The organism is Streptomyces sp. SID5643 (assembly GCF_009872555.1).
GTDB classification, from domain to species: Bacteria; Actinomycetota; Actinomycetes; order Streptomycetales; family Streptomycetaceae; genus Streptomyces; species Streptomyces iakyrus.
The window spans coordinates 15,020-38,907 of record NZ_WWIC01000001.1; the positions used below are offsets into that span (position 1 = coordinate 15,020).

The following is a 23,888-nucleotide window of genomic DNA, read 5'->3' on the forward strand; positions in this document are numbered from 1 at the left end:
CCGGTCATCCTGCCGTACGCAGCTCCGAGGCCCTGCCCTGCTCGTCGAAACACACCTCCAGGACGTGGTCGACGGCGGCCCGGTCGAGGGGGCCGAACACGTGCGGGAACAGGACGTCCCCGGCGACCCCCGGCGGCGGGGCGGGGGCCGCCGCCTCCCACTCCACCCTGGCGGCGAGCCGCCTCTCGTCCAGGGCGAGCACCAGCAGGGGCCGGGGCGCGTCCCGGTAGAAGGCATTGACGACGGCCAGCGTGGTCGCCTCGTCCGGGGAGCAGTGCACGAAGCCCTCCTCGGCGAGGGAGTCGGGCGCGTAGGACCGGCCGGTGCCGGCCCAGGCGGTGCTCGGTACGACGTGATAGATCATGGCCCCGTTATAGACGGCGACGGAATCCCCGGGAGTCGCAGGGCGGCGATGGTCCGCCGGGTGGCCTCGGCGATCAGGGCGTCGGAGGGTTCGGCGTCGCGGCCGGGCCGGTCGGTCATGACGGCCAGGACGAGCGGCTCGGTGCGGGGCGGGTGGACGACGGCGATGTCGTTGGCCCTGCCGTAGTCACCCGTGCCGGTCTTGTCGGCCACCTTCCAGTCACCGGGGAGTCCGGCCCGGATGCGGCGGGCTCCGACGGCGGTGGCGTTGCGCGAGAGCCAGTCCATGAGGAGCCGGCGTTCCCGGGCGGGCAGGGCGGTCCCGAGGAGGAGCCTGCGGAAGTCGGTGGCGATCGCCTGCGGGGTGGTGGTGTCCGCGGGGTCGCCGGGCGGTACGTCGTGCAGTTCGGGCTCGTAGTGGTCCATGCGGCTGACCTCGTCGCCGAGGCTTCGCAAGTAGGCGGTGAGCTTCGGCGGGCCGCCGATGTCGCGCATCAGCAGGTTGCCCGCCGTGCCGTCGCTGAAGCGGACGGCGGCGTCGCAGAGTTCACGGAGAGTCATGCCGGTCGCGACGTGCCGGCCGGTGACCGGTGCGGTGGAGCGCAGGTCGGCCTCGGTGTAGGTGACGCGCCGGTCCAGGCCGTTCAGGGTGCGGTGGTGCAGGACCGCTGCGGCGGCCAGGGCCTTGAACGTCGAGCAGAACGCGAAGCGTTCACCGGCCCGGTGGACGACCGTGGCACCGGTGCCGGTCGCGAGGGCGTAGACACCGACGCGCGCACCGTACGCACGCTCCAGATCCGTCAGCCGGGGGCGGTGGACCGCCGCTCGCCGCGACGGCGCGCCGGTGGACGCGGGAGTGCGGTCGGGCCCGCCTGCGGGCCGGTCGTCCGCCCCGCACGCGGTGAGGGGCAACAGGGCCCCGACGGCCAGAAGGGCCCGACGGGCCGGCACGGTCCGGTCGGCGGTCATGCAGGGCTCCTTTGCGGGGAGGGCTGGGCGGGGGCCTGGGCTGGGGGGCCAGGGCGCCCGGACGGGGGGCCTGGGGCCAGGGGACCAAGGCGGATCTGCGGGGTGCGGCACGGGGCGGGGTTGCGGGGGTACGGTCCCGGTGGGCCTGCGGGGGAGGGCGGCACACGTGGGCTTGCGCGGCTACGGCCCCGGCGGGCCTGCGGGAACACGCCCCCCAGCGGATCCACGTGCGCCGCGAGGATCCGGCCCACGGCCCGGGTGCGGCACCAGCGGGCTACCCGGGGCGCGGCTCCGCCTGGCCCGCGGGAGTACGGCCCCGGCCGACCCACGTGGCACCACCCCAGCGGACCTGCGGGAGTGCGGGATCCCGACCGGCGCGCGTGGGCACGCCCCCCCGGACCTGCGGAGTCCCGCCTCACGCGTGGTCACCTTCGGGGCGGCGGCAAGCAGGCTGCCGACGACGGGCCCGGCCCAGTCGCCGCCTGTGACGGCCTCACCCGCGGTAGGGGACGACCCCGTGGCGTGTCCGGCCAGGGCCGTCACCCGCACCGCCGTGCTCCCGTCGGCCGTCGACGCCGTGATCGGCACGGCGGCCTGCCCGGCCGCCGTGTACGCCTACGCACTCCCTGAGCAGCAGCGCCCGGCTCACCCGGTCAGAGCTGGAACTCGGCCGGGGACACCCCCAGCGCCGCACAGGCCTCGCGCAGGACCGTCGCCTCGGCCTGGGAGAAGTGGCCGTCCGCACCGGCGATGACCATGCCCGTCTGGATCACGGCCCTGGCCTCGGTGGGCTTCTTGGCGGCCTTGGCGATCTCCTGCATCGCCTCCGTCTTGCCGTACTGGAAGTTGGCCGTCAGCTGGTCCACATGCTTGTTGAACCGCGTGCGCAGCTGCTCCGGCGGGAAGTTCTGCAGCACCTCGTTGCTGAGGATCATCGACTCGACCTGCTGGCGCTCGGCCGGATCCACCTGGCCGTCGGCCGCCGCGACCAGGGCGCACATCGCCATGCTCGCGTCCCGGTAGGCACCGCTCTTCAGTTCGGTCTTCAGCGACCCGAGCTGCGTCTTCAGCAGGCCGACCAGCTGGGCCTTGCTGCCACCGCCGGACCTCGCCCCGCCGCTGTGCCCACCGGTCGTCGCACCCCGGCCGCCCTGATTCTGCTGGAGAGCCTTGGCCTGGTCCTTGAGCCGGTCCCACACTGCCATTGACGTCACCTCGGTACTAGTCGGCATCACCTGGCGCACCCGCTCACGCGCGCACACCCCTCCAACGCCCGACCCACGGGCAAAGGTTCCGCAAAACGAAACGGAGACTGCCCGCCCCGGTGCCGGGGCGGGCAGTCTGCGTGGCCGGGCGTCAGGCGTCGCGCGACCGGGGCTTCAGGCGCGGGGCGAAGCGGAACGCCGCGAAGCCCACCGCGCCTAGTGGGACAGCTGATCAAACACGAGACTCCTGGTCAATCGAGAAGGGTTGATTCCGGACGCGGGGGTCTCGGGGCAGAGCGCGCGGACCACGTGCGCGGCGATGGCCTCGTCGATCGGGTGCAGCTTCGGACGGCCGTTCTCGTCCAGCTCCTGGTACTTCATCAGGTTCTGGGCGAGGGCGACCTGGCGCTTGCCGTCCCGGCTGGACAGAGCGATCGTGCCGGCGCCGAACACCGCCCCGTCGTGGCCCCAGAAGCGGCCGCAGCCGGGCAGTTCGAGGGCGTAGATGCCGAGGCCGTAGTCCACGCCGGAGACGGGGACCGTGCGTGTCATCTCGTCGAGGGAGGCCTTGCCGACCAGCTTCCCGCCGAGCAGGGCTCGGTAGAAGCGGTTCAGGTCGTCGGTGGTGGAGACGACCGCGCCCGCGGTGGACGCCCACGACATGTCGTAGACGCTGAAGTCGCGGGGCGGGTCGAGCAGGCCGAACCACGACTCGTACATCCGCGGGTGCGGCCCCTTGATGTACGGGGTGCGCGGCAGGTACGTGTGGCGCAGCCCGGCCCGGTCGATGACGTGGCGGGTGAGGTAGGCGCCGGCCTTCTGGCCGGTCACCTTCTCCAACAGCAGCCCGGCGATGACGTAGTTGGTGTTGGAGTACGAGCCGGGCACCGAACCGGGGCGTCCGGTCGCGGGGGCCGCGAGGCCCATCCTGACCAGTTCCGCGGGGCGCAGGGAGCGGAACCGTTCCTTCTCGAGGCTGTCCGTCGAGCCCTGTGCGAGGGACGGGAAGGCACTCAGGACGTAGTCGCCGATGCCGCTGGTGTGGTTCAGGAGCATGCGGACGGTGATCTCCCGGCCGCGCTCCCCGGGTATCAGCTCCGGGAGGTAGTCGCCGACGGGCGCGTCGAGCCGGATGCGGCCCCGCTCCACCTGCTGCATCACGCCGACGGCGGTGAAGGTCTTGCTGATGCTGCCGACCCGCTGGCGCATGCCCGGGGTGACGGGCCGTCCGGTGGCCACGTCGGCCACCCCCGATGCGCCGGTCCACTTCTCGCCGCCGTCCCGGACGGACGAGAAGACGCCGTACATGCCTGCCTCGTGGACGGCGTCCAGCGAGTCGCGCAGCGCCGGTCCGTCCAGGGACACGGTGTCCCGGGGAGCGGCGGGGCCGGCCTGCGCGGGCGCGGTCAGTACGGCGGTGGTGGTGAGCAAGGTGGTGCCCAGGACGGTTCCGAGGAGCCGTGCGATGCGCAACTGCTTGTCCCTTCCCTGGTGTTCGCGTACGTCGTGGTGCGGGTACGTCGATGTTCGATCGCGCCGGTTTTCGACTCGGGCACGTTCGAACAGGAAGGGATCATCGTCTTGGGCGGCGGACGGTGCCTACATCCTTCCGAGGGATGATCGAAAACCGGCCGCCGATCACTGACACACCGTCACGCCGCGGGCCCGGACCCGGTCCGCCTCCCTCACCACGACGGTGTCCACGTCGATCACGGTCGACAGGCCGGTGGGTGATGGTGACGACCGCGCCGGCCACCGCGCGGTCGCGAACGCAGGCTGCACGGCGGCCTCGGTCAGCCCGTCGGGAGCCGGGCCGGCGCCTCGTCCAGGAGCAGGACGTCCGGAGTGCACAGCAGGGCCCGGGCCCAGGGCGATGCGAACAGGGGCGTCTTGTCTGCGCCCGAGGGGCCGACGATCGGCGTGCCCGTGCCGGGGATCACCAGGGAGACACCGCGCACCGCCGGGTCGGCGCCGGTCCGCTGACGCAACCCCCGACCGGCCCCTCCGACTCCAGGGCGTCGGTCTCCCGGATCCGCTCCGCGGCGGCGATGCCCGAGTGGAGCGCCGTGAGACGTGCTGTCGGAGGCGGGGAAGACCGGGCCCGGCTCCCGAGCGGCACACGCGGGGACGCGACGGCCGGACCCGACCTTCCTCTGGCCGCAATCTGCCACCCCCAGCCCCGGCCCGCCTCCGGAGCGGTCCGAACGGGGAGTTGGGGGGGGCGGGGGCTGCGGGACGAGCCGGAACGGGCCGGCTCCCGCCGGACGGGCCTGCCGGACGGGCGGGAACGGGCCGGGCGGCCGGGCAGGAACCGGCTGGGCGGAGACCGGCCGGACAACGATCCGCCGGACGGGACGGACCGGGCGAGGACCGACGGGGCAGGAACGGACCGGACGGCGACCCACCGGACGAGGGCCGGCCGGGAGGGGACCGACGGACGGAGACCGGCGGGCGGCGGGGACCGGCCACGTCGGCATCAAGCCGGCAGTGACCCGCCAGGCAGAGACCAGCCGGGCGGAGATCGCCGGGCGGGACCGGCGGACGGAGACCGCCCGGGCAGGACCAGCGGACGGAAACCGCCCGGACAGGACCGGCCACGTCGGCACCAACCCGACAGTGGCCCGCCTGGGCAGAGACCGGCCGGACGGAGACCGCCAGACAGGACCGGCGGGAAGGACCGGCGGGAAGGACCGGCGGGAAGGGCCGGCGGGAAGGGCCGGCCGGAGGGAACAGACGAACGGAGAACGGCCATGCGGGCACCAACCCGACGGTGACCCGCCAGGCAGAGGCGAGCCAGGCCGAGCCCTCAGGCAGGACCGGCGGGAGGGGCCGGTCGGGCGGGAACAGACGGAGCGGGGGCCGGGGCGAGGGAACAGGCGGGTGGGAACAGGCCGGGCACGCGCCGCACGGGGCGGAACGGACCAGGCAGCGGCCCACCGGCCAAGAACTGCCCGGCAGCACCCCACCGGCCAGGAGCGAGCCGGGCAGCGTGGCCCCCTGCCGAGAACCAGCCGGCCCAGGCAGCGACCCGCCGGGTCGGAGCATGTCGGTACGCAGTAGGGAAAGGCCCGGGCAGGGAGTGGTTCGGTGGTGGTGAGGCTCGCGGGGTCTGTGATGATGTGCGCATGTCGCTGCTTGCCACCGTCGCGGTCCTGGCCCTCGCCGCGCTCCACGCCTACATCCTGGTGCTGGAGATGTTCCTGTGGACTTCGCCGCGGGCCCGGGCCGCCTTCGGTACCAGTGCCGAGTTCGCCGCCTCGACGAAGGCCCTGGCGGCCAACCAGGGCCTCTACAACGGGTTCCTCGCGGCCGGCCTGGTGTGGGGCGCGGTGGCGTCCGACCCGGTGGGCTTCCAGGTGTCGGTCTTCTTCCTGGTGTGCGTGGCGGTCGCGGGGCTCTACGGCGCCGCGACGGCGAGCAGGAAGATCCTCTTCGTCCAGACCGTCCCGGCGCTGGCCGCCCTGGCCCTGGTGCTGCTCGCGCGCTGAGTCAGACGCCCTGCGTGACGGCCCGTTCCATGACCCGGCGGGCCTCCGCCTCGTCGGTGGCGGGGGCGACCACCAGCAGGTCCCAGCGCCCCCGGCCGGGGGCGAGCAGGCACACGGTGTGCGGGGCGGTCGGGGAGTCCGTGCGCCCCACGTGCACCGCCTGGCCCGCGACATCCATCCGCTCCGGGCACTCCGGCCAGGTGTCTCCGTTGACCAGGACGCTGCTGATCCGGCCCCAGGCAGCCGGCAGCCCGCCGAGCAGTCCGGGCAGCTCGGCGGCCAGGTCGTACGAGCGGGGCCACCACGCCCCGTCGATGCGGCGGGCCGTGCGGTCCTGGCGTGCCTGGTCCGCGATCCGTAGCCGGACCTCGGACGGGGCGGGGACGGACGGCGGGGGCGAAGAGGCGGACGTCATCGGGAGACTCCTGCTGCGGAGGGGCGGCGAGACCTGTTCGGCCACCGGTTGCGACATACCCTCGGCATATCCACCGTACGCCGTGGGGCGGTATCGGAGGCCGGGGTTGCCGTCCACGGCCCCCGGGGGGCATTCCGGGCGCTTTATCGCATTCCGTCGGTGATACTTGGGGCATGAATACGGCAACGTATGCAGAACTGGCGGCCTCGTCAGATCACGCGGTCGCCGTGACCATCGCCTTCGTCGGCGGGCTGATCGTGGCCTGCGCGCTGATCTGGGCCGTGCGGGTCGGGATGCGGGTCATGGACAAGGACACCCATCACCCCGCCCCGGAGGAGCAGCCGCATCTGCCGGACACCGGTCCGGTCCGCGAGATGCGGGAGATGCGGGAGCCCGACGACGTGCCGGTCGTGACGCACGACGGTCAGCGGCTCATGCCGCACGAGCTCCACCGGGCGAGCACCAGGACCGGAAAGGACCAGAAACCGCGCCGCTGGTCGCCCGGATCCAGTGGGTCCTTCGGCGGCGGCGGACTCGGCCGCACGTGAGGCCGTAGGGACGGACGGGACCGGCAGGGCCGGCGGACGCCAGGGAGGCGACATGACTGCCCGCCACCGGACGCGCTGGGCGACGGGAGGGGCGGCCGCGGCGCTGGCTCTGTCCGCGGTGCTCGCGGGCTGCGGCGGTGACGGCAGCCCCGCGGACGTCGCGAGCAGGGCGGAGTCCGCGGTGGGGTCGATCGCCTCGGAGGCCGGTGAGGCGGTGGAGTCCGCCTCGGCCGAGGCCGGTCGGCGGCTCGACGACATCCAGGACGGCGCCGAGGTGAAGGCCGACGTGACGACCGGGACGGCCGTCACCGGTTCCGACGGCCGGGTCCGCGCGGACGTCACCGTCCGCAACACCGACGACTCGTCCCGGTCCTTCGCCGTCCAGGTCGACTTCCGGGCCGCCGGAGGGCAGTTGGTGGACACGGTCATCGTGACGGTGGACCACGTGCAGGCCGGCCAGTCCGCCACGGCCACCGCCCGCAGCACCCACGACCTGTCCGGTGAGGTCCGGACCGAGGTGGCCCGGGCGGTCCGCTACTGAGCCCGGTCGTCCGGGGCGACCGAGATGTCGACCTGCTCGCTCATCGCGCTCACGCCGTCCAGCGTGGCGACCGCCTGTAGCCGGTTGGCGCCCGCCGGGAAGCCGGCCTCCGGCGTGCAGGCCCAGGTGCCGTCGGGATCGGCGGTGGTCGCACAGGCCTCCCGGTCGTCCTTGTCGCGGACGGTGACCTGGGCTCCAGGGTGTGCCGTGCCGGAGATCTCCGGCCGGGCGGCCAGCGGTACGCCCGACAGCGGGCGGGTCAGGGCCGGTCCGGCCAGGCCCACGGTCACGGCACACCGGCCGACGGCCCGCGGCACGCCCCGGCCGTCGGTGAGCCGCAGGGCGCAGTCCCGCAGCCGGGTGCCGGGGACGGCGTGCGCGGGGACGGCCAGCACGAACGGGAACACCCGGTCCTGCCCGGCCGCGCCGCCGGTGACGGTGTACGTCGCGCTGCGCCCGTCGGCGGCGACCGAGCCGCGGTGGCCGGACCCGTCGAGGGGCGTGCCGGTCACCCGTGTGCCCCGGGGCGCGGTCAGGGTCAGGGTCGCGCCCGCGACCGTCTCCGGGGCGCCCGCGATCCCGAGATGCCCTCCCGTCCGGGTGCGATGGTCGCGGCTCCCCACAGTCCGCCGTCCCGGGCCGCCGCGAGCGCGCCCGGAACCGCGAGCGCGCCCACGACCAGGGCCCCCGCCACGGCTGCTGCCCTGCTGTACCTGTTCATGGCGGGCGGAACTCCCTGTCGGACACGGTCGGCAGAACAATCCTCCCGACCACCCCCACCCCCGGCACGCCCGACCAGGCCACCCGGGCCCCCGCACCCGCAGGGGCGCGGGGAACCGCGCGACAAGCCGCGACGCCGCCGCACCCGCACGACACCCCGGCCCCGAACCGCCCCCCACGCAACCCGCGGAGCGCTCAGCGGCCCAGCCACACCGTCGTGTCCGGCCCGACCCGCCCGTCCTCCAGCGGCGCGCTGCTCAGCAGGACCTCACCGGCCGGCAGCTCCACCGCCGCACCGGACAGATTGGCGACACAGCGCCACCCCCCGCCGCGGTCGAACCGGAGCACGCCCTCCGGGGCGTCCGGCGCCCACGTCAGCTCCTCCCCGTCGAGGAGTTTGCGGCGCAGCCGCAGGGCCGTGCGGTAGAGCTCCAGGGTCGAGCCCTCGGCGCCGTCCTGCGCCTCGACGGCGTACGCGGCGAAGCCGGGCGGCTGCGGGAGCCACGCCCCGCCGGGCCCGAAGCCGTACGACGGCCCGGTCGTCGTCCACGGCAACGGCACCCGGCAGCCGTCCCGGCCCTTGCGGACATGACCGGTCTGCTCCCAGATCGGGTCCTGGAGGACCTCGGTGGGCAGGTCGGCGACCTCGGGCAGGCCGAGTTCCTCCCCCTGGTAGACGTACGCCGAGCCGGGCAGCGCCAGCATCAGCAGCGTGGCCGCCCGGGCCCGGCGCAGCCCGGCCGCCTCGTCGACGGCCGGGGCGTGGCCGCCGGACAGCAGCCAGGCGTTGAGGTCGGTGCCGGGCGGCAGCGTCAGCCGGGAGGCGTGCCGTACGACGTCGTGGTTGGACAGGACCCAGGTGGCCGAGGCGCCCGCCGCCCGGGCGGTGGCGAGCGAGTCGGTGATGACCTGCCGCAGTTCCTCCGCGTCCCAGCCGGCCTGGAGGTACTCGAAGTTGAAGGCCTGGCCGAGCTCGTCCGGGCGGGCGTACAGCGCACGCCGGGCGCCGGGCACCCACGCCTCGGCGACGGCCATGCGGGGCGGGCGGTAGGCGTCGAGGATCTTGCGCCAGTCGCGGTAGATCTCGTGCACGTCGTCGCGGTCGTAGAAGGGGTGGGTGCCGGGCGGCAGCGCCGTGAGCGCCTCCTCGCGGCTCAGCTCGGGCCGGCCGAGGTCGCGCAGGGGTTCGCTCAGGTCCTTGACGAGGGCGTGGGCGACGTCGATGCGGAAGCCGTCGACCCCGCGGTCGGACCAGAAGCGCAGGGTGGTGCGGTGGTCGGCGCGGACCTCCTGGTTCTCCCAGTTGAAGTCGGGTTGTTCGGGGGCGAAGAGGTGCAGGTACCACTGACCGTCGGGCACCCGCTTCCAGGCGCTGCCGCCGAAGACGGACTGCCAGTCGGTGGGCGGGAGTTCGCCGCGCTCGCCGCGGCCGTCGCGGAAGACGTAGCGGTCGCGGGCCGCCGAGCCGGGGCCCGCGGAGAGGGCCTCCTGGAACCACGCGTGCCGGTGCGAGGAGTGGTTGGGCACGATGTCGACGATGACCTTCAGGCCGAGGCGGTGGGCCTCGGCGACCAGGTCGTCGAAGTCGTCGAGGGTGCCCAGGCGCGGGTCGACGCCCCGGGGGTCGACGACGTCGTAGCCGCCGTCGGCGAGCTCGGAGGGGTAGAAGGGGCTCAGCCACAGCGCGTCCACGCCCAGGGCGGCGAGGTGACCGAGGCGGCGGGTGATGCCGCGCAGGTCGCCGAGTCCGTCGCCGTCGGCGTCGGCGAAGCTGCGGGGATAGATCTGGTAGACGACGGCCTGGCGCCACCAGTCGGGGTCCCGGGACGACAGGTCGAGGGTCGAGCGATCGGTCACGCGGTCTCCTTCACAGGGCATACGGGCGACAGCTTTGAATCTGTCCAGAATGCCGGAAAAAGGAACCATCACGTTGATCGGAGTGATCCATTCCCGCTGTGATGAAAGTGTGACGGAGGCACAACTACCTTTGCATTACCGCAGGTTGACAGCGTGCTGCGACGCCGTCACGATGGGGCCACTGAGGCACATGTGACCAATGAGCCCAGTGTTTCTCAGACTATTCATCCCCCGGTGCGGCCCCGGCAGCCGCGTGCGTCACGCTGCCCGCATGCCGCCATCGGGTCCGGCACACGCCAAGAAATGGGATACGCATGTCCATAGCGAGACGTGTCACCGCGCGACGCCTGCTGGGGACGGGCGCCGCCGCCCTGGTCCTCTGCGCCGCCTCCGCCACGACCGCCTTCGCCACCGGAACGCCCGGCGGCGACGGCTGGTCGTCCGGCGGCAGCTACAAGCCGGGCACGGGCGCGGGCACGGAGACCGGGACCGACCGCTGCCAGTTCTCGCTCGACGGCACGAACTTCTACGACTCGGTCAAGGTCGACGACCAGAACCTGAAGCCGACCGAGGACGGCAAGGTCCACGTCAAGGTCCGCACCGCCGGTGGCGCGGCCACCTGCACCGCCTCCCTCGCGTCCTACCTCGCGCACGGCCCGACGTTCGCGACCTCCGGCGAGCAGGTGTTCGTCGACTTCGACACGGTGACGGTCAAGCCGGGCGCCACCGACTCGCTCGACATCGCCATCCCGGACAAGGGCTGCTTCGGGCAGATCGACCTGTACCGGGGCGCGGTGAAGTTCGACGGCGAGCTCGACGCGAAGGACGGCTTCGAGCACGGCGAGCTGCCCAAGGGCCCGGACCGCCCGGTCATCAAGGACAAGCTGATCGCGGCCTGGAACGGCGGCACGAAGGACTGCACGACCCCGCCGCCCGCGGAGGAGGAGCCGCCCGCCTCCACGCCGCCCGCGAGCCCGTCGGAGCCCGCCGAGCAGACGACGCCCCCGGCGACGCCTCCGGCGTCTCCGTCCGAGCCGGCCGAGCCGTCGACGCCGCCGTCCTCCGGCACGGACACGCCCACCCCGAGCGCCTCCGAGTCGACGCCCACCGCCCCCAAGCCGAACGGCGGTGGCGGCGACCTCGCCGAGACGGGTGCCGACAGCAGCACCGGCCCGATCGCCCTCGGCGCGGCCGCCCTGCTGGCGGGCGGAGCGGCCCTGGTCGTCGTGACCCGCCGCCGCGCGGCCAAGCGCGGCGCGTAGGACGCCCGGACCTGACCGAAGACGCCCGGTGTGCTGTCGTCCGGCGGCGACAGCACACCGGGCGTCCTCGCGTCCCGCGGCCGGACCACCCCGGCGTGACGGTCGCGGCGCGCCGCACCGCCGCCGGCTCACACCTCGACGGTCGCCAGGTACAGCTTCACGTAGCGCTCCACGTCCACATCCAGCCCCACGTCGACCAGGGGCTGTTCACGCGTCCCCTCGTGGATCTCCGCCTCGCCGGGGCGGGGGCGGCGGTCGACGATCGTCATGCCGCGCGTGGGCCCCGGCGCGAGGGAGACGTCCACCGGGAGGCGACGGGTCGTCAGGCCCTCCGGGTCGACGACCGCGCAGACCGCACCCGCGTCGCCCAGACCGCCGGACGTCTCGGAGGGGTCGTCGGGACGGCTGTCCGGGTGGGCCGGGCGGTGGGCGAGCAACCGCCCGGCCAGCCGCGCCCCGGGCTCGCCGCTCACGCACAGCCTGCGCACGTCCGCCGCGGGGACCACGACCCGCGTGAACACGTCCAGCCCGTACATCGTGATCGGCACCCCGGCCGTGAGCAGGATCGCGGCGGCCTCCGGGTCGTGCCAGACGTTGAACTCCGCGACGGGCGTGGCGTTCCCGACGGCCGCGGCTCCGCCCATGAAGACGACCCGCTCGATGTTGCCGGCCACCTCCGGGTGGGTGCGCAGCAGCAGCGCGATGTTGGTGAGCGGGGCCATGGGCACGAGGGTGACCGGGCGCGGGGAGGCGAGGATCTCGCGCCGCAGCAGCGTCACCGCGTCGACGTCGGCGGGCCCGCGGGACGGTTCCGGCAGGCCCAGGTCGCCCATGCCGTCGCGCCCGTGCACGTGCTGGGCCGAGCGGGGCGCCTCGATCAGCGGCCGTTCGGCGCCCCGGGCGACGGGGATGTCGGGGGCGCCGGCCTGCTCCAGCACGGTCAGGGTGTTGCGGACGACGCCGTCCACGTCCGTGTTCCCGGCCACGCAGGTGATCGCCCGGACGTCGAGCGCCGGGTGCCGTACGGCGAACAGCAGGGCGAGGGCGTCGTCGACGCCGGTGTCGCAGTCGATGATCACCGGGATGCGCCGGCCGTCCGTCACGGCGGGACTCCTTCCAGTGGTGGTGCGGGGAGCTTCCTGACGGCGACCCTACGGCCTGTCCGGCGGCCCGCGTGCTGCGTCAGGACCGCCGTACCGCCATGACGTCGAAGTCCAGCGCCACCTTCCGGCCGACCATGCCGCGGGCCCCGCTGACGCCCCAGTCCTCGCGGTCGATGACCGTGCGGCCCGAGAAGAGGGCCCGGAAGCCGCCCTGCGGGTCGTGGCCGGAGTCGGTCAGCTCGAAGGAGACGGTGACCTGCCTGGTCACGCCCCGCACGGTCAGATCACCGGTGACGTCGAAGGCGGTCCCGCCGGTGTGCTGCACGGCCGTCGAGACGAACGTGAGGGCCGGGTGGGCCTGAGCGTCGAGGAAGTCGCCGCCGCGCAGATGCCGGTCACGCTTGGGGTTGCGGGTCTGGATGCTCGCCGCCCCTGCCGTGAGCCGGACGGCGGACTTCGACGGGTTGCGCCCGTCCAGCCGCGCGCTGCCCTCGAACACCTCGAACACGCCGCGCACCTTGCCGACCATCATGGCCCGGGCGGTGAAGCCGATGCGCGTGCGGGCGGTGTCCAGGACGAAGTCCCCGGTCAGCTCGCCGAGTGCGGTCGCAGTGGTCATGCTCGCTCCTGGAAGGTGAAGAGGGGGATCCGGTCCCCCGAACAGGTCTCAGCGGTACGACGACACAGCCCCGCGGAATGTGAGGCCGGCGAGCGGCCTGACATTCCGGCTCGCCGTTTCGTCGAATGGGGGAGAGCACCTGCGACCGAGGGACACACCATGAGCACCCCGCCCGATCCGGCCGGCGACCTGGACGCGGTCACGCGTGAGCGGCGGCAGCTGATCAACCTCGCGTACCGGCTGCTCGGCTCGCTGGCCGAGGCCGAGGACGTCGTCCAGGAGACGTACGCCCGCTGGTACGCCCTGTCCCCTCCGCAGCGGGACGCCGTCGCCTCCCCCGGGGGCTGGCTGACGACCGTCGCCGGCCGGATCTGCCTCGACCTGCTCGGTTCCGCCCGGGCCCGGCGGGAGCGGTACGTGGGCGAATGGATCCCGGAGCCGCTGCCCGGCCGGACGGAGTGGGTCGGCGGGGGTGGCGCGGCCGGGCCCGCCGACCCCGCGGACCGCGTCACCCTCGACGAGTCGGTCACCATGGCCTTCCTCGTCGTCCTGGAGTCGATGACCCCGGCGGAACGCGTCGCGTTCGTCCTGCACGACGTCTTCCGCTACTCCTTCGCCGAGGTCGCCGAGATCGTCGGCCGCACCCCGGCCGCCTGCCGCCAGCTGGCGTCCTCGGCCCGCCGCCGCATCCGCGCGCAGCGGCTCCCCGCGACACCGCAGGCCCGGCGCGCGGAGGTCGTCCGGGCGTTCCGGCGGGCGTGGGAGGACCAGGACATCGACGGCCTCATCGGTGTGCTGGCCCCCGGGGCGACCGCGACCGGCGACGGCGGCGGGCTCGTGCCGGCCGCCCTGCACCCGGTCGAGGGCGCCGAGGCGGTCGCCCGCTTCTTCGCCGAGCGCGCCCGCGCGGTCCCCGGCATCTCCCTCCTGGAGTGCGCGGTCAACGGCCAGCCGGGTCTGATGGCCCGCAAGGACGGCGTCGCCGTGTCGGTGCTGGCGTTCGACGTCGCCGGCGACCGGATCCAGCACGTCTGGGCCGTGCTCAACCCCGACAAGCTCCGGCCCTGGACGGCGCACTGACCGGCGCGTCCGGCGACCCGAACGGACGCGGCGATGATTCCGGCCCCGGCGGGCGGTCGTTACGGGGAGGAGACGACGAAGGAGTCCGCCATGCCCGCACAGACACCGGTGACCGAACTCGACGCCCGCTACAGCTCGGCGCTCAACCCCCGCCCGGGAGCCTCGGAGGTGACGGCCACCGCCTGGGCCGAGGCCCTGCGGCGGCTGGAGGCCGCCGAGATCTTCTGGGTGTCCACGGTGCGGCCCGGCGGCCGGCTGCACGTCACGCCCTGCATCGCCGCCTGGCACGACGGGGCGCTGTACTTCTCCACCGGCCGCGGGGAGCAGAAGGCGAAGAACCTCGCCCACGACGCGCACTGCGCCCTGACCACCGGAACGAACTCCCTCACCGACGGGTTCGACCTCGTGGTCGAGGGCACGGCCGAGGCGGTCGCCGACCGTGCGCTGCTGGAGGAGGTGATCACGGCGTTCGAGACGAAGTACGGGCCGCACATCACCTCCCCCGAGGGCACCTTCCACGGCATCGGGGACGAGTTCCGCAGCGGCGACGCGGTGGTGTTCGCGGTGGCCCCGGGCACGGCGTACGGCTTCGGCCGGGACAACGGGGTCTACAGCCACACGCGTTGGACGTTCTGAACCGCCCCGGCCCTGTGGTGATCCCGTCCTACGACGGGTCCCACAGTCCGGGCCCGCGGGCCGCCACCCGGTCGCCGATCCGGCGCAGCAGCTCGGCGCCGGGCAGGGCGTCCGGCCGGCGGCCGTCGCGCAGGCGCGGTGCCACGAGTCCCGCCGCGGCCTCCCGTCCGCCGATCACCGCCTGGTACGGCACCAGTCGGGCGGCGCGGATCCGGGCGGCCAGGGTGCCCTGCCCGGGGCCGGCGGCCTCGGCTCGAAGACCGAGCTCCCGGGCGCGTCCGGCCAGGACCTCCGCCGCCTCGGCCTGCTCCTCCCCGACCGGCAGGACAGCCAGCTGCACGGGCGCCAGCCACGGCGGGAAGGCGCCGCCGTGCTCCTCGACGAGGTGCGCGACCGCGCGCTCCACGCTGCCGATGATGCTCCGGTGCACCATCACCGGGCGGTGTTTCGCCCCGTCGGGCCCGATGTAGTGCAGGTCGAAGCGTTCGGGCTGGTGGAAGTCGATCTGCACGGTGGACAGGGTGGCCTCACGGCCCGCCGGGTCGGTGATCTGCACGTCGATCTTGGGGCCGTAGAAGGCGGCCTCGCCCTCGGCCGCCTCGTACGCGATGCCGGAGCCGTCCAGCACCTCCCGCAGCAGGGCGGTGGCGCGCCGCCACAGCTCCGGGTCGGCCACGTACTTGCCACCCTCCCCCGGCAGCGACAGCCGGTACCGGGACGCGCGGATACCCAGGTCCGCGTAAGCGCGGCCGATCAGCTCCAGCGCGGCCCGGGCCTCCTGGACGGCCTGCTCCAGGGTGCAGAAGATGTGCGCGTCGTTGAGGGTGATGGCCCGCACCCGGGTGAGGCCGCCGAGGACGCCGGACAGCTCCGAGCGGTACATGCCGCCCAGCTCGGCCATCCGCAGGGGAAGTTCGCGGTAGCTGTGGGAGCGGGAGCGGTAGATCAGGGCGTGGTGGGGGCAGAGGCTGGGGCGCAGCAGGACCTGTTCGGCGCCCACGTCCATCGGCGGGAACATGTCGTCGCCGTAGTGGTCCCAGTGCCCGGAGATCTCGTACAGCTCGCGTTTGCCGAGGACCGGCGAGTACACGTGCCGGTATCCGGCCCGGCGTTCCGCGTCGCGGATGTACTCCTCCAGGGTGTGCCGCACGATCGCGCCGTCGGGCAGCCAGTACGGCAGCCCGGCGCCCATCAGCGGATCGGTGTCGAACAGGTCCAGTTCACGGCCGAGCCGGCGGTGGTCGTGCATGGTGACTCCTCGCGATCGGGGAGGGCGAGCACCACGCGACGAAGCCCCGGGGCACTCGCCCCGGGGCTTCGGACATCAGCTGTCAGCGCGCCGGGACACTCTCCGGCGTCGTCGTGGCGGACGGGTACGACTGGGCGCGCTGCATGGGCGGGACCGTAACAAGGGAGCCGGGGGCGGGGCGAGGGGTTTTCGGGCGGTGGCCGCGGGTGTCCCCGGCCGCTCACCCGGACGGCCCGTATCGCTGGTGGGCGGGCGGGCACGGTGGTGCCGTAAGAGCATCCACCCGACCGTGGAGAGACCGCTCCGCCCGGAGGCGCCTCCACGAGCCCCTCGCAGGAGGCACCCCGATGACCCACCCTCCGGCCGCCCGCGCCCTCCTGGCCTCCGCGCTGTCCGTGACCGCCCTGCTGGCCACGGCCGGCTGTGCCGTCGACGACGAGCCGCGGCCCCGGTGGTTCTCCGCCTCCGCGTCCGCCTCCGGCGCGTCCCCGGCCGTCGAGCAGCCCGCCGGTTCCGGCACCGCGCTCACCGAGGCGCAGGCCCAGGCGGCGCTGGTCACCGAGGCCGACCTGGGCGAGCCGTGGGGGCCGAGCCGCGGCGCGCGCACCTGGCGGGACGGGCTCCTCAAGGCGACCACGGAGGACCGGGACTGCCAGCGGCTGCTGGACGCCCTCTACACGGAGGAGCCCTTCGGCGCCCCGAAGGGCCCGCAGGCGACATCCGCGCTCGACGACGGCGACACCGACGCCCAGCTGCGCTACCGGGTCGCCGCCCATCCCCCGGCCGACGTGGACCGCACGCTGGACTGGATGAAGTCGCTGCCCGGCCGCTGCGGCCAGTTCACGGCCACGACGACCCGGGGCATCGTCCAGGGCGTGGAGGTCAGCGACCTGCCGCTGCCACCGGTGGGGGACGCCCGGCACGCCCTGCGGGTCACGCTGTCCGGCGAGACGGAGGACGGGGAGCTGACCTACCTCACCATGGACCTCGCCGCCGTCCGCGTCGGCGAGGAGGCCATCACCCTCACCAACGCCGGCCTCGACGAGGTGTACGCGGAGGTCACCCAGCAGGGCGTACAGCTCGGTGCCCAGCGCCTGGCCGAGATCAGGAAGCAGGGCAAGGCCCAGATCTGACACCCCGGGCCGCGGGAGTCACGACCGGTCGAAGCGCGTGCGGTGGGCGATGACGTCCCGCGCCACGTCCACGGCCGTACGCCCGTGCGCGAAGGCGTCCGCCCGCAGCCGCGCGAGCGCGTCGTCCGCGCCCACGCCGAGCTGCGCCATGATCATGCCGACGGCCCGGTAGACCTCGTCGTGGTCGGCGGCCAGGCCGCTCAGCCAGTCCTCCCCGTCCGGGGTCCCGGGCTCGTCCCCGTGCGGCAGCGCCATCAGGGCCACGGTCATCACCCCGGCCACGATCCGCGCCACGTGCAGCTGGCCCTCGGTGAGCCCGCCCGGGCTGTCGCGGTACAGGTCGAGCGTGCCGACACACACCGTGCCGCTGCCCAGCGGCACCGCGTACACCGCCCGCACCCCGGCCTCCGTCGCCTGCTGGGCGAAGACCGGCCAGCGTCCCGCGTCCCGGCCCGAGGTCAGATCGCAGGCCAGCACCGGCGCACCGTCCGCCAGCGCGCTCTGGCAGGGGCCGTCGCCCAGGGTCGCCTGGATCTGCGCCAGGTGCGCGGCCTGCGCGCTGCTCGCGCTCAACTGCACGGGCATGCCCTCGCTGCGCAGGGACACGCTGGCGCCGGTCACCGGCAGTAGTTCCACCGCCACCTCGCACAGCCGACCCGGGACCTCTCCGGGCTCGGCGCCCCGCACACCCCGGGCGATCACGTCGGCGGCCCATGCTCCGTCCGGCTCCGGGTCGCCGTCTCCGGTGCGGCCGGGACCCGGGTCGCCGTCGGGGGCACCTCCCGGATCGTCCCTGGGCCGCACGACCACCGCCTCCTTCGCACCGCGGGTTGCGCCGTCACCGTTTCCGGGGCGCCCCGGCCGGCAAGGCGGCCGGCCCTCGTGCGGCCGGTTCCCGCACCCGCCCCGACCGCATCTCCGGGCCCTCCGGAGGTGCCCCGACTACCCGTGGCGGAAAGGCCGAAACCCCTGGGCAGGGCGTTCGCCCTGGGGGTCTGGCCTCAGCGTGGCGCCGGCGCGTTCACCTCCCGGGCCGGAGGCTGACCCGCACGGTTGTGCGAGGGACCCGCTCTCTCAGAGAGGGGGCTGTGCGGGCGCCGGTCCGAGGGTGGTGGTGCCGGGGGCCGTGCGGTGCCCGAGGCCCGTCCGGTAGGCGTCCAGGGCGGCCTCCATCCGCCCGGTCCGCCGCAGCAGGTCGCCCAGCAGCCGGCACAGGTCGGCCAGGTCACCGGCGGCACCGGCCCGCTCCAGCAGGCTCAGGGCGCGGACGTAGTGCTCCTCGGCCTCCTCCGTGCGGCGGGCGTCCTCGGCGATGATGCCGAGCAGCCGGTGCGCCGCGGCGGAGTGGACGGCGCCGCGCTCGGGGGACAGGTGCCCGAGGACGTCGTGCAGCAGGGCCGCCGCGTCGTCGGACCTGCCGCGCCGGTGCAGCACGTCGGCCAGTTCCACGGCGACCTGGCTGCTGTAGAGGGCGGCGCGTTTGGCCGACAGCATGCCGAGGGCCTCCCGCAGCTCGGCCTCCGCCCGCTCCAGCTGCCCGTCCTGGGCGTAGACGTAGCCGCGCATCCAGTGGCAGTTGGCGAGTTCGGTGCGGATCTGGAGGCCCCGGTACAGCTCGGCCGCCTTGGCCAGGGAGGCGTCGGCCTCGGCGAGACGGCCCTCGGCGACCAGGGTGCGGGCGACGGACCGGTGCATGCGGGCGACCAGGGCGGGGTCGCCGGACTGCGGGGCGAGGGCCAGGGCGAACTCGGCGGCCTGGGCGGCCCGGGCGTGCGCGCCCATGTCCATGTACGGGCCGATGGCGCTGGCGTAGAGCAGCAGCAGGGCGTCCGGGTCGTGCAGGCCGCCGCGGTTCAGTTCGTCGAGGGCGGTCTCCAGCAGGTAGACGGCGTAGCGGAGTTCACCGGCGAGGTAGTGCGCGACGGCCCGGCCGCGCAGAGCCGGGACCCGGGCGGGCAGCGGCGCGCCGGCCAGGCACTCCTCGGCCTGCTCGAAGTACTGCCGGCCCGCCACGAGCTCGCCCGTCTCCAGGGCGCACTCGCCGAGGCCGAGCAGGGCGGCGGACCGCTCCGCGGCCAGACCGTGCGTCTCCGCCTCGGCGAGCAGCCCGGCGTACTGCCCGGCCGCCGCCTCCGTCTCCCCGACGGCGAGGGTCCGCTGGGCCTCGGTCAGCCGCAGCCGCAGCTCGGTCACGAGCCGCGCGGAGTGGCCGCTGGCGAGCTCGTCGAAGGCGACGCCGAGCCGGTCCGCGAGATGCCGCAGGGCGTCGTCGGAGGGGCGCACCCGGCCCGACTCCAGGGTGGAGATGTAGGCCGGTGTGTACACGGGCTCCGCCAACTGGCGCTGAGTCAGGCCGCGTTCCACACGCAACCGCTGCACCCGGCGTCCGATGGTCCCGGGATCGTCACGCTCCCCCACGCCAACTCCCCTTGCCCCTCTTGCCGTTCGACCTGAACTGCCCCTAGGTTAAACGGAGTGTTAAGCCGAATTGTTGAACTCGTTTAACACGCTGCCGCCGTAGTCGCCGCCCCAGTTGCGAGGTCGCCGTGCTCATGCGCACACGCACCGCCGAGCGGTACGCCCGAGGCTTCACCGCCGCCCTCGTCGCGGTGGCGACCCTGCTGCTCGCCGCGAACGCGGGCCCGGCGCGAGCCGAGACCCGGGAACCGGCCCCACAGGCGGTGGCGGACTCGCGCTGAGCGCACGCCGGCGCCGGACGGGCACGGCGTCCGACGGGCAGGCGCAACCGGGTCGACCGGATCAGGATCAGCCGGGCAGCACCTTGCTCAACGCCTCGTCGAGGTTCTTCGCCACCTGCGCGTCCCCCGGCGGGCGGCGGCCGTACAGGGCGCCGAGTTCGGTGATGAGGATCTGGGTGACGGCACCGTACAGCGGTGTGCGGGGGCGCTGTACCGCCTGGCTCAGGGAGGGCAGCAGGATGTCGCGGGAGTAGCTGACGCCGCCGGCGAGCCCGTCGGGGGCCTTGACCTCGGCGCTCTCGCCGGTGGGGGACGCCGAGGGGTCTGCGGAGTACGCGGAGGCGTGCCGGCACTCGGGGGTGCCGCCGGGATTCTCGTAGGCGGAGGTGCGGGTCGCGGCGAACCCGGCGCGCAGCAGGCAGCGCTCGCTGTCGGGGTCCGTCAGGAACGCGATCAGCTCGGCGGCCTTGGCGGCCCGCTGCTCGGACGTGTTCGAGGTGACGGCCAGGTTCTGCCCGCCGAGCACGGCCTTGCCGGGCAGCCGGGTCACGCCGAGCTCCCCCTTGAACCTCTCGTACAGGGCCGGATAGACGTACGGCCAGTGCCGCAGGAACGTCGTGCGGCCCTCCGCGAAGGCGCTGAGCGACTCGGCCTCGCGGTACCCGGGGGTCTCTTCGAGCGTGTACGGCGACGCCGTGCGCTCCCGCAGTTCGGTCACTCCGGCCGTCAACTGCGCCTCGTCGGCGGTGTACCGGCCGTCCTCGTCGGTGAGCGCGAAGTCCGGGACGGCCGAGGCGAAGGCCTCGATCGCGTTGACCGTACGGCCCTCGTAGGCGGCGAGCTGCGTGGTCCACCCCTCCTGGTAGTTCGCGGGCTTCGTGTTGTCGTCGTTGACGGCGTCGATCAGTCTCCGCAGGTCGGCCCAGGTCACTCCGCGGCCCAGTTCGGTCTGGGAGGCTCCGGCTTCCCGCAGGTGGTCCTTGCGGTAGTACAGCAGGCCCACATCGCTGTTGAAGGGAACGGCGTACCGCTCGCCGTCCCAGAACGACGTCCGGTCGACGGCCTCGATGATGTCGTCGGGCGACTTCACCGCCGCGCCGGTCAGCGGGCGGATCAGGCCGGCGGCGGCGAACTCCGGGATCCAGGTCACGTCCAGGTTCACCACGTCGTACTCGGCGCCGCCCGACTGGAGCGCGCCGAGCAGCTGGCTGCGCTGCTGGTCGGCGGAGCCGGGGAGCTCCACCAGGCGGGCGCGGTAGCCGTGTTCGCCCTCCCTGGCGTTCCAGGCGTCGATGAGCTGCTGGCGGATGCCGTTCTTGCCGGTGACGTCCTGGCCGCTGGCCACCACGATCCGGGGCGGGTCGGCGGAGCCCTGCGGCTGCCGCGGCGCCTCCTTGCCGGTGCAGGAGGCGAGCGCGAGGAGGGACAGCAGCGACAGTGCGGCGGCCGTCAGGCGGCGGGCCATCATTCCTCCCCCGATCCGATGCGGGATACCTCGTCGTGCAGGGCGGGCACGAGGTCGTCGCCCGCGTCGAGACAGCGGCCCCGGCTCGCCTCGGCGATGCGCGTCGCGGGGCGGCCCTGGTCGCAGCCCGAGCTGCTGAGGGACACCATGGTCACCGGGACGCCCGCCCCGCCGGCCCGGTCGAGGACCTCGTCGAGGGCCTTGCGGGTCAGGCGGCCGTCGTCCTCGCCGTCGGTGAGGTACACGATCAGCTGCGGCCGGTCGTCACCGCTGCCGCGCTCCCGCATGAACGCCAGGGCGTCCAGCAGGGCGCCGGGCGGATCGGCCTCCGCGTCCCGTACGTCGGCGCCGTCCAGGGCGGCCTCGGCCTCGCGGCGCCCGTGCGTGCCGAAGGGCAGCAGTCCGGTGTGCGTACGGTTGCCGGTGCCGTGCACCGCCCACACCCCGTACTCGTCCTCCCCGCCGAGCCCGGGCAGGGTCTGCTTGAGGATGCCCGGGCCGCCGCTGGGGCCGTCCCACCGGCCGGCCATGGAGCCGGAGCTGTCCAGGAGGTACAGCACCCGGCCGGGTCCGTGCGCGTCGCCGTAGTCCGTCAGGGTCTGGTCCATCGTCGTGGGGTCGGCGGTCCTGGCCGGGCGGACGGACTCGGTGAGGCCGGCGGGCACCGGTGCCGCGTCGAGCAGGCCGCGCTCACCGGTCGGCGACCTGAAGCCGTGCTCGCCGAGCACCGTACGGCCGCCCTTTCCGGTCAGCCAGCTGTGGAAACGGTCCACCGCGTCGTCCCGCGCGGCGGCGTCCCGGTCGCCGTCCTCCCAGCGCACCCGCACGAACGCCGGTTCCAGACCGGGCACGTCGTCGGGGTAGGCGGCGACGCGCCGGGCGCGGGTGACCGGGTGGCAGCCGGTGCCGCTCTTCAGCAGGAACTCGGGGACCAGCGCCGCTCCGCGGTCGTCCACGGCGTCGCCGCGGCCCGGCAGCGCGCACAGCAGCCGCACGGCCGAGGGCTCGGGCCGCTCGGTCCGGGCGAAGCGCTGCTCGGCACGGCGCGGGTCGGCCGCGTCGCCGTACAGGCCCGCCGTGGCCAGCAGCGCCGCGTCGGTGAACTCCGGGTCGGGGCGGTGCACTTCGGCCTTGCCGTCGACCCGTTCGAGGGAGTCGAGCAGCTGGTCCAGCGACTGCCCGGTGAGTTCGAGGCCGGCGTCCAGTGCCTCTGGTACGGCCAGCACGACCGGCGAGTAGGCGATCGGCTCGGCCTCCGGTTCCAGCCGGGCGAAGATCCGGTCCTGCTCGGCCGCGGCCTTGGTGACCCGGTCGACGTCGGCGCCGGTGGCGGGGATCCACACGTCCGGCTGCGGGCCGATGTCCCGCTGCGGGTTGTCGTCGTCCCGGGGCTGCTGCCAGGCGTCGGTGCGCTCGCCCAGGGCGTTCACCACGGCTGCGGAGCCCGCGCTGTTGACGGTGACGCCGCTGCGCCGGCAGCCCTCGCCGGTGGTGTTGGCGTCCGAGGTGACGTAGTCGTCGGCGACCGCCCGCACCGCCGGCTCCAGGTCGGGGTCGGCGAGGACGCGCAGTTCCAGGGCCGGTGCGCAGGGCCCGGAGTCGCCGATCAGGGCCAGGATGCCGTAACCGCCGGCGCCGGTGGCGAGTACGGCGAGCAGAGCCGCCAGCGCGGTACGGCCGGAGCGGGCGACGGTCTCCCGGGCCCGGGCGAGCAGGGGCCGAAGCCACGGGAACCAGCCGCCGGGCGCGGGCTCGGGCCGGTCCACCACGATCTCCGGCCCCGCCGCGAGCAGTACGTCCGCCTCCTGCTTCCAGGGGGGAGCGAGCGCCTGCGGCCGCTGCGGGTCGTCGTCCTCGGCCCGGTAGTTCGCCGCCGCCATCCGCTCCTTCACCCTGGTGTACAGCTCGGAGAGCCACACCTCGCCGCCCTCGTCGAGGACGTGCGCCACCTCGCGGGTGAACGGTGTCGCCGCGTCGGCGTCCCCGCCCAATATGCAGCGGTTGGGCTGCACGCTCATCAGCAGCAGGATCTTGTGCTTCTTGCGCTTGGGGTCGTCGAAGCGGTGCCAGATCCCCGCCGCGTTGCCGGCGTAGCAGCAGTCGAGGATCACCACCACCTGCTCGGCGTTGCTCTCGGCGAGCTCGCCGAGCACCTCGCTGAAGGCCACCGAGCCGGGCAGCCCGTTGCCCGTGAGCACCCGCGCGGTGCGCATCTGCAAGTGCAGTTCGCTGCCGGAGGTGGAGGTGACGGCGTGCCCGGCGAAGTAGAACAGCAGCAGCCCTCTGGCCTCGTGGCAGACGCGGCGCAGCTCACGCGTGAAGTCGTCCGGGGCCGGTGAGGCCAGGGCCCGCACCTCGCCCGCGCCGAACGCCCCGCCGCGGCGCAGCGCGTCCTCCAGTCTCGTCCGGTTGTGCCGCACGGCCGGGAGCTGACCGCTCACGCCCTGGGGGTGGTCCGCTGCCGTGTGGTCGTACTCGGAGACACCCGCCAGCAGCGCCCGGTTCACCCTGCCGCGCGGGTCGAAGCGGCTCACCG

The 23,888-nt window shown here is 74.4% G+C and carries 23 protein-coding genes; 8 read left to right on the forward strand and 15 right to left on the reverse strand.

Going from position 1 to position 23,888, the window contains the following annotated elements; genetic code table 11:
- Positions 1-4: 4 nt before the first annotated feature.
- From GTY56_RS00075 to GTY56_RS00095, 5 genes are all read right to left on the reverse strand, one after another.
- Positions 5-364 carry a DUF952 domain-containing protein gene (locus tag GTY56_RS00075; RefSeq protein ID WP_161361226.1) on the reverse strand — a complete coding sequence of 120 codons (360 nt, stop codon included), beginning with the start codon at positions 362-364 and terminating at the stop codon, positions 5-7.
- Positions 361-1,332: a class A beta-lactamase gene (gene bla, locus GTY56_RS00080; protein ID WP_161361228.1), complete on the reverse strand. Its 972-nt coding sequence runs from the start codon at positions 1,330-1,332 to the stop codon at positions 361-363. Before bla ends, GTY56_RS00075 begins: the two co-directional genes overlap by 4 nt.
- A 653-nt stretch (positions 1,333-1,985) precedes the next feature.
- Entirely contained in the window at positions 1,986-2,537 is a 552-nt protein-coding gene (locus GTY56_RS00085; RefSeq protein WP_161361230.1) for a tellurite resistance TerB family protein, read from the reverse strand.
- A 216-nt stretch (positions 2,538-2,753) separates the two neighbouring features.
- Positions 2,754-4,010, reverse strand: a complete 1,257-nt coding sequence (locus GTY56_RS00090) for a serine hydrolase domain-containing protein (protein ID WP_161361232.1) — start codon at positions 4,008-4,010, stop codon at positions 2,754-2,756.
- Between the two features lie 320 nt (positions 4,011-4,330).
- Positions 4,331-4,525 (reverse strand): hypothetical protein, encoded by a 195-nt coding sequence (locus GTY56_RS00095; RefSeq protein WP_161361234.1) that lies wholly within the window; start codon positions 4,523-4,525, stop codon positions 4,331-4,333.
- A 1,137-nt stretch (positions 4,526-5,662) separates the two neighbouring features.
- On the opposite strand from GTY56_RS00095, the gene GTY56_RS00100 reads away from it, so the two are divergent.
- On the forward strand, positions 5,663-6,025 hold the full coding sequence (locus GTY56_RS00100) for a DUF1304 domain-containing protein (protein ID WP_161361236.1): 363 nt from the start codon (positions 5,663-5,665) through the stop codon (positions 6,023-6,025).
- A gap of 1 nt (position 6,026) precedes the next feature.
- Here the strand turns inward: GTY56_RS00100 and GTY56_RS00105 are convergent, their stop codons facing one another.
- On the reverse strand, positions 6,027-6,440 hold the full coding sequence (locus tag GTY56_RS00105; protein ID WP_161361238.1) for a DUF5994 family protein: 414 nt from the start codon (positions 6,438-6,440) through the stop codon (positions 6,027-6,029).
- Positions 6,441-6,613: 173 nt separating this feature from the next.
- On the opposite strand from GTY56_RS00105, the gene GTY56_RS00110 reads away from it, so the two are divergent.
- Both GTY56_RS00110 and GTY56_RS00115 read left to right on the forward strand, forming a co-directional pair.
- Positions 6,614-6,988, forward strand: a complete 375-nt coding sequence (locus GTY56_RS00110; RefSeq protein WP_161361240.1) for a DUF6479 family protein — start codon at positions 6,614-6,616, stop codon at positions 6,986-6,988.
- Between the two features lie 52 nt (positions 6,989-7,040).
- Positions 7,041-7,529 carry a hypothetical protein gene (locus GTY56_RS00115; protein WP_161361242.1) on the forward strand — a complete coding sequence of 163 codons (489 nt, stop codon included), beginning with the start codon at positions 7,041-7,043 and terminating at the stop codon, positions 7,527-7,529.
- Here the strand turns inward: GTY56_RS00115 and GTY56_RS00120 are convergent.
- Positions 7,523-8,152 (reverse strand): Ig-like domain-containing protein, encoded by a 630-nt coding sequence (locus tag GTY56_RS00120; RefSeq protein ID WP_237524328.1) that lies wholly within the window; start codon positions 8,150-8,152, stop codon positions 7,523-7,525. The two genes, GTY56_RS00115 and GTY56_RS00120, sit on opposite strands and share 7 nt — an antisense overlap.
- A 292-nt stretch (positions 8,153-8,444) precedes the next feature.
- Positions 8,445-10,106 (reverse strand): glycoside hydrolase family 13 protein, encoded by a 1,662-nt coding sequence (locus tag GTY56_RS00125; RefSeq protein WP_346345386.1) that lies wholly within the window; start codon positions 10,104-10,106, stop codon positions 8,445-8,447.
- A 314-nt stretch (positions 10,107-10,420) separates the two neighbouring features.
- Here GTY56_RS00125 and GTY56_RS00130 point away from each other — a divergent pair, with 314 nt between their 5' ends.
- Positions 10,421-11,368 (forward strand): LAETG motif-containing sortase-dependent surface protein, encoded by a 948-nt coding sequence (locus tag GTY56_RS00130; protein WP_161361246.1) that lies wholly within the window; start codon positions 10,421-10,423, stop codon positions 11,366-11,368.
- 128 nt (positions 11,369-11,496) lie between these two features.
- Here the strand turns inward: GTY56_RS00130 and GTY56_RS00135 are convergent, their stop codons facing one another.
- Positions 11,497-12,471, reverse strand: a complete 975-nt coding sequence (locus GTY56_RS00135; protein WP_161361248.1) for a nucleoside hydrolase — start codon at positions 12,469-12,471, stop codon at positions 11,497-11,499.
- Between the two features lie 79 nt (positions 12,472-12,550).
- The gene (locus GTY56_RS00140; protein ID WP_161361250.1) at positions 12,551-13,090 is read right to left on the reverse strand and encodes a YceI family protein; all 540 of its coding nucleotides are present in this window, start codon (positions 13,088-13,090) and stop codon (positions 12,551-12,553) included.
- Between the two features lie 159 nt (positions 13,091-13,249).
- Between GTY56_RS00140 and sigJ the strand changes: the two genes are divergently transcribed.
- Both sigJ and GTY56_RS00150 read left to right on the forward strand, forming a co-directional pair.
- Positions 13,250-14,170, forward strand: coding sequence for an RNA polymerase sigma factor SigJ (sigJ, locus tag GTY56_RS00145; RefSeq protein WP_161361252.1), 921 nt, complete (start codon positions 13,250-13,252; stop codon positions 14,168-14,170).
- A 90-nt stretch (positions 14,171-14,260) separates the two neighbouring features.
- Positions 14,261-14,806 (forward strand): pyridoxamine 5'-phosphate oxidase family protein, encoded by a 546-nt coding sequence (locus GTY56_RS00150; RefSeq protein ID WP_161361254.1) that lies wholly within the window; start codon positions 14,261-14,263, stop codon positions 14,804-14,806.
- 28 nt (positions 14,807-14,834) lie between these two features.
- On the opposite strand, the gene thrS is transcribed toward GTY56_RS00150, so the two are convergent.
- Complete coding sequence (gene thrS / locus GTY56_RS00155; protein WP_161361256.1) at positions 14,835-16,055, reverse strand: threonine--tRNA ligase; 1,221 nt, start codon at positions 16,053-16,055, stop codon at positions 14,835-14,837.
- A 347-nt stretch (positions 16,056-16,402) separates the two neighbouring features.
- On the opposite strand from thrS, the gene GTY56_RS00160 reads away from it, so the two are divergent.
- Entirely contained in the window at positions 16,403-17,188 is a 786-nt protein-coding gene (locus tag GTY56_RS00160; RefSeq protein WP_161361258.1) for a hypothetical protein, read from the forward strand.
- Between the two features lie 18 nt (positions 17,189-17,206).
- Here the strand turns inward: GTY56_RS00160 and GTY56_RS00165 are convergent, their stop codons facing one another.
- Positions 17,207-17,998: a GAF domain-containing protein gene (locus GTY56_RS00165; protein WP_161361261.1), complete on the reverse strand. Its 792-nt coding sequence runs from the start codon at positions 17,996-17,998 to the stop codon at positions 17,207-17,209.
- Between the two features lie 264 nt (positions 17,999-18,262).
- Positions 18,263-19,606, reverse strand: a complete 1,344-nt coding sequence (locus GTY56_RS00170; RefSeq protein ID WP_161361263.1) for a tetratricopeptide repeat protein — start codon at positions 19,604-19,606, stop codon at positions 18,263-18,265.
- A gap of 134 nt (positions 19,607-19,740) precedes the next feature.
- On the opposite strand from GTY56_RS00170, the gene GTY56_RS39735 reads away from it, so the two are divergent.
- Entirely contained in the window at positions 19,741-19,887 is a 147-nt protein-coding gene (locus GTY56_RS39735) for a hypothetical protein (protein WP_202509547.1), read from the forward strand.
- A gap of 67 nt (positions 19,888-19,954) precedes the next feature.
- On the opposite strand, the gene GTY56_RS00175 is transcribed toward GTY56_RS39735, so the two are convergent.
- Both GTY56_RS00175 and GTY56_RS00180 read right to left on the reverse strand, forming a co-directional pair.
- Complete coding sequence (locus GTY56_RS00175) at positions 19,955-21,352, reverse strand: extracellular solute-binding protein (RefSeq protein ID WP_161361265.1); 1,398 nt, start codon at positions 21,350-21,352, stop codon at positions 19,955-19,957.
- A complete protein-coding gene (locus GTY56_RS00180; RefSeq protein ID WP_161361267.1) occupies positions 21,352-23,886 on the reverse strand; it encodes a substrate-binding domain-containing protein in 2,535 nt (844 codons plus the stop codon). Before GTY56_RS00180 ends, GTY56_RS00175 begins: the two co-directional genes overlap by 1 nt.
- Positions 23,887-23,888 lie beyond the last annotated feature (2 nt).